Genomic DNA, 3,628 nt, shown 5'->3' on the forward strand with positions numbered 1-3,628 from the left:
AAAAGAAGGGATCGAACGCTTTTTCGAGCAGATCCGCACTCATGCCACAACCGGTATCCGACACCGAAATCAACACGTATTGCCCTGCGTTGAGTCCCGGTTGCTGCTTCACGTAGTGATCGTCGAGTGACGCGTTTTCCGCCTCGATGGTCAGACGTCCTTGGCCACGCATCGCATCGCGTGCGTTGATGGCGAGATTTAGCAGCGCATTTTCAAGATTGACGGGATCGATCAATGAGTTCCACAGCCCTCCGCCTACCATGGTCTCGATCTGCACACCTTCACCTAAAGTCCGTCGCAGCAGGTCGTCCATTTCACCGATGAGCCTGCCCGAGCTGACAACCTTGGGTTCAAGCGGCTGGCGACGACCAAAGGAGAGTAACTGCGATGCCAGTTTGGCCCCGCGCTCCACTCCAGCCATGGCATTGATCAGGCGGCGTTGCCCACGATCGTTGCCGTCCATTTCGCCTTCCAGCAGCTGCAAGTTGCCGCCAATGACTTGAAGCAGGTTGTTGAAGTCGTGCGCAACGCCTCCCGTCAGTTGGCCGATGGCCTCCATCTTTTGCGCTTGATGCAGTGCCTTGCGCATCTCCTCCATATCTTGCTCAGCACGCAGGCTTTCGGTTGCGTCACGGGTGATTTTTGCAAAGCCCATGGGAGCGCCGTGCTCGTCATCAATCCGATCGATGACGACGTGGGCCCAAAACAACGTACCGTCCTTTCGAACGCGCCATGCTCTGTTTTCAAAGCGACCCTTTTCCAGAGCGATGCTAAGGCTCCGTTGGGGCTCGCCAGCAAGGCGGTCCTCTTCCGAGTAAAAAACGGAAAAGTGCTGACCAATGATTTCTTCGGCGCGATATCCCTTGATGTGCTGGGCTCCAGCGTTCCATGTAGCAACATGGCCCTGAATATCGAGCATATAAATGGCGTAATCGACCACGCCTTGAACCAACCGTCGGAACTGTTCTTCACTCAGCCGCTGCGCTTCAAGCGCCGCTCTTCGTTTCGTGAGGTCCCGGGTGATTTTGCTGTATCCGATCAACTGATCGGATGCGTCGCGTACAGGATTGAGGATGACGGAGGCCCAGAACACCGAGCCATCCTTGCGCACACGCCAGCCTTCGGTTTCGTACGTGCCGTCACGCAGTGCACAAAACAGGGCCGCCTCAGGCAGCCCGTCGACGCGATCTTCCTCGGTGTAGAACATCGAAAACGGCTTGCCGATGATTTCCGACGATGTATATCCCTTCAAGTGCTCGGCACCTGGATTCCAGCTCACCACGCAACCGTGAGTGTCAATCATGTAAACCGCCAGATCGCGCATCGACTCGATCAGGAGACGATAGTGATCATCGCTGCCCATGCCCATAACAATCCCATTGGCAGCCGTTGCCTGTTAGACAGGCATCTTACGCTTTGCGGGCGCAAGCTGAGCGGAGAAGCGGTCGCTTACGGCGGATGGAGGGCGGCAACACTGTGAACGAGGACACCCTTGCGCCGGCCAACTGTGAAGCAAACCTAATCCATGAGGGCGAATGACGACGCCGGGGAAATTGTGTTGTTGTCGATCGGAGCCCGCCCCCCATAACGCTCCCTAATCACCTGCTCAGCATCCACTCGGCCACGCGATCTAATATCACGTGTGTCTTAGCGTGACCATGCAGCAGTATTGGCCTAGGTCCCTCCCCGCGTACCTTGGCATCTCGCATCGTAGCGGCCATGCAAGACAGCTTTCGCGGGGAAAAATTCGCTCACATAAAGAATTGCGGGCATTAGACCACTACACTCGCTCTCGGCGTTCATTCGCCAACAGTAGTGCGAATGCTAAAGCTTTTTCGCGTGACGCAAATCGTTTTTCGCCATCCCCGTTTTTCGCCATCCCAAAGAACGGAACAACCCAGTCCCCAGATGGTTCAGCATCAAAAGGAATTTCAAAAAGCCTCAAAACCGGCGCCCTGGGCGAAGAGTGGCGGCGAGGTTAGGCTCGCGTTTGTGAAGACGTTGTAGACATGGGAATGCCTCCCGATCGGTGGCTAGCTCCCTGCTTTGGGAGTGATGATCTTTTGGTTGGGATAGTGCATCGTTTAGCCATCCTCACGATAGTTTTCGTAAAGCGAGGCAGAAACTTTGTGTCTCGTGCAGAATTCGCCGACAAGGCCCCTGGTCTACACAGCGCGACCCTTTGGATAACCAACGTATGACCAGCCCCCCCAAAATTGATCCCCTAGCCTTTCTCGGTAACGACAACGGGATGGCGGTGCTGATCAGATCTTTTGACTGGTTGACCACCCCTCTCGGACCAATCGCTGAATGGTCAACTGAGCTTAAAAGCATCACTTCCTTCATGTTGCGCTGCAATGTCCCAATGACGCTTCTTTGGGGGACAGAAGGGATCATGATTTACAACGGTGCCTACCAAGAGTTTGCAGGGCAACGCCATCCCGCACTTTTGGGCTCGAGGGTGTTGGAAGGCTGGGCAGAGGTGGCCGACTTTAATGCGCACGTGTTGAGGACCGGGCTGGCCGGCGGCACGCTTTCGTATGTTGATCAGCATTTGGTTTTATCCCGAAGAGGCGAACCAGCAGACGCGTGGTTGTCACTTGACTACAGTCCAGTCGTTGACGAGGCCGGTGTACCGGCCGGCGTTATGGCCATCGTTCGAGATACAACAGACAGGGTACTGGCGGAGCGAAAACTTCGGTTTGCGCAGGAAGTGGGAGGCGTTGGGACGTTCGAGTGGTACCCAGACACTGGCCAATTGGACGTGTCGGACCAATATCGGAGAATCTGGCAAATCGCACCGGATATTGAAGTGACTGAATCGTTACTCGTCAGCCTGATTCATCCAGACGATCGGCATCTTTTAGGACCCAGCCGATATGGATCGCCCAATCCCATCAGTTACGCCGAATTCCGACGGGTCGATTCAGAGACTGGCGACATTCGCTGGATTGCGCGGCGAGGCGAAGCGGTAACGCTGGCCGCCTCAGATCGTCAGCGCTATATCGGTATCGCCATGGACATCACTGAACGTAAGGCCGCCGAAGAGGCCATCGCACGCAGTGAGTTTCGTTGGCGAGAGCTGTTTGAACAGATGCAGGAGGGTTTCTTTGTCGGCTATGCCATACGTGACGAAGGCGGTCGTATGTTTGATTTTCAGCTGCTAGAAATCAATCCGGCTTTTGGCACGCAGACGGGCCTGGACGCATCAACCGCCGCTGGCCACTCCATACTCGAGTTGGTGCCCACATTACATACGTCTGTTATTGAAACCTATGCCGAAGTAGTCAATACGGGCAAGCCTATTCAATTCGAAATGAACGTTCCTGCGCTGCAGAACCGGTGGTTCGAGGCTCGCGCTAGACGCGTAGATGCGGACCGCTTTGCCGTACTTTTTGTTGATATTTCTGGACGTAAGGCCGCTGAGGAAGCTTTACGAGAAAGCGAAGTTCGATTTCGGCTACTGGCTCAATCCATGCCCAATCAGGTCTGGACAGCGGACAGTGCGGGTCAACTCGACTGGTTCAACAACCGCGTCTACGAATACTTTCAAGTTGATCAAGGGGCCCTAGACAGGGAGCAGTGGACCGCCATGGTTCACCCCGACGATCTGGAGGGAGCAATCACC

2 protein-coding genes are annotated in these 3,628 nt (G+C 55.2%); one reads left to right on the forward strand and one right to left on the reverse strand.

Annotation, left to right across the window (positions count from 1 at the left end; genetic code table 11):
- Positions 1-1,363 (reverse strand): PAS domain-containing sensor histidine kinase (locus tag M0974_RS06435; RefSeq protein WP_297834198.1); only part of this gene is annotated, 1,363 nt, incomplete at its 3' end.
- 834 nt (positions 1,364-2,197) lie between these two features.
- Between M0974_RS06435 and M0974_RS06440 the strand changes: the two genes are divergently transcribed.
- Positions 2,198-3,628, forward strand: a 1,431-nt coding sequence (locus tag M0974_RS06440) for a PAS domain S-box protein (RefSeq protein WP_297834200.1), incomplete at its 3' end; no start/stop codon positions are given.

It is taken from the genome of Pseudomonas sp. (assembly GCF_026224925.1).
Classification (GTDB): domain Bacteria; phylum Pseudomonadota; class Gammaproteobacteria; order Pseudomonadales; family Pseudomonadaceae; genus Aquipseudomonas.